Source organism: Photorhabdus tasmaniensis (assembly GCF_011189505.1).
In the GTDB taxonomy this organism is placed as follows: Bacteria; Pseudomonadota; Gammaproteobacteria; order Enterobacterales; family Enterobacteriaceae; genus Photorhabdus; species Photorhabdus tasmaniensis.
In genome coordinates this window covers 1-608 of sequence record NZ_PUJU01000191.1, presented here as the reverse complement: position 1 = coordinate 608, position 608 = coordinate 1, and the positions used below count along the sequence as shown (strand labels likewise).

The 608-nt window shown below is 54.8% G+C and carries 1 protein-coding gene; it reads right to left on the bottom strand.

Features of this window, described 5'->3' with window-relative positions:
- Positions 1–98: 98 nt before the first annotated feature.
- The coding region (locus C5471_RS23475; RefSeq protein ID WP_422630946.1) for a bacteriophage T4 gp5 trimerisation domain-containing protein at positions 99–608 on the bottom strand (510 nt) is incomplete at its 5' end.

Genomic DNA, 608 nt, shown 5'->3' with positions numbered 1-608 from the left:
TCTTCACTGTGCCGGCATTGAAGTGAAACGGGATGAAGCGGGTTTCCTGGGTCATGGTCGGGTCCTGATAATCATTTTAAGCTGTTTTTGGGATGGGTTTACTTGTTCATATTGATGTTGCCGCCCAGCATGATGACGCCGCTGGCGTTGATTTCAATGCTGTTGGCCTCTCCGCCGAAGGTGAGTTTGATGCTCTCCGGGGTCATCACGATTTTTCCTGCGCCGACTTTCAGCATGATAGTGTCACTGGCTTCATACAGCTGAGTCCCGTCGCCCGCTTTCCCGGCGCGGGTCCTGACCTGGACCTGATTGGCGTCGGTGCTGCGCAGCTGGCAGATGGTTTCCATCAGGCTACCCTGTTCAATGGTTGTTTTTTCATCACCGGTTTTCACGGCAACCTGCCGGTTGCCGGTTTCCACGACCAGGGTCTGGTCATGTTTCACCACGGTGGTCATGTCCTTCTGAGCATGCAAAGCCAGTGCTTCACTGCCTTTGGCATCCTCAAAGCGCAGTTCGTTATAGCCTTCGCCTTTGTGGGTTTTTGAGCGGAAGGCCATCTGGGTTTTGCTGCCCGGCAGGCTGCCCGGTGGGATGTTGCTGGCGTGATA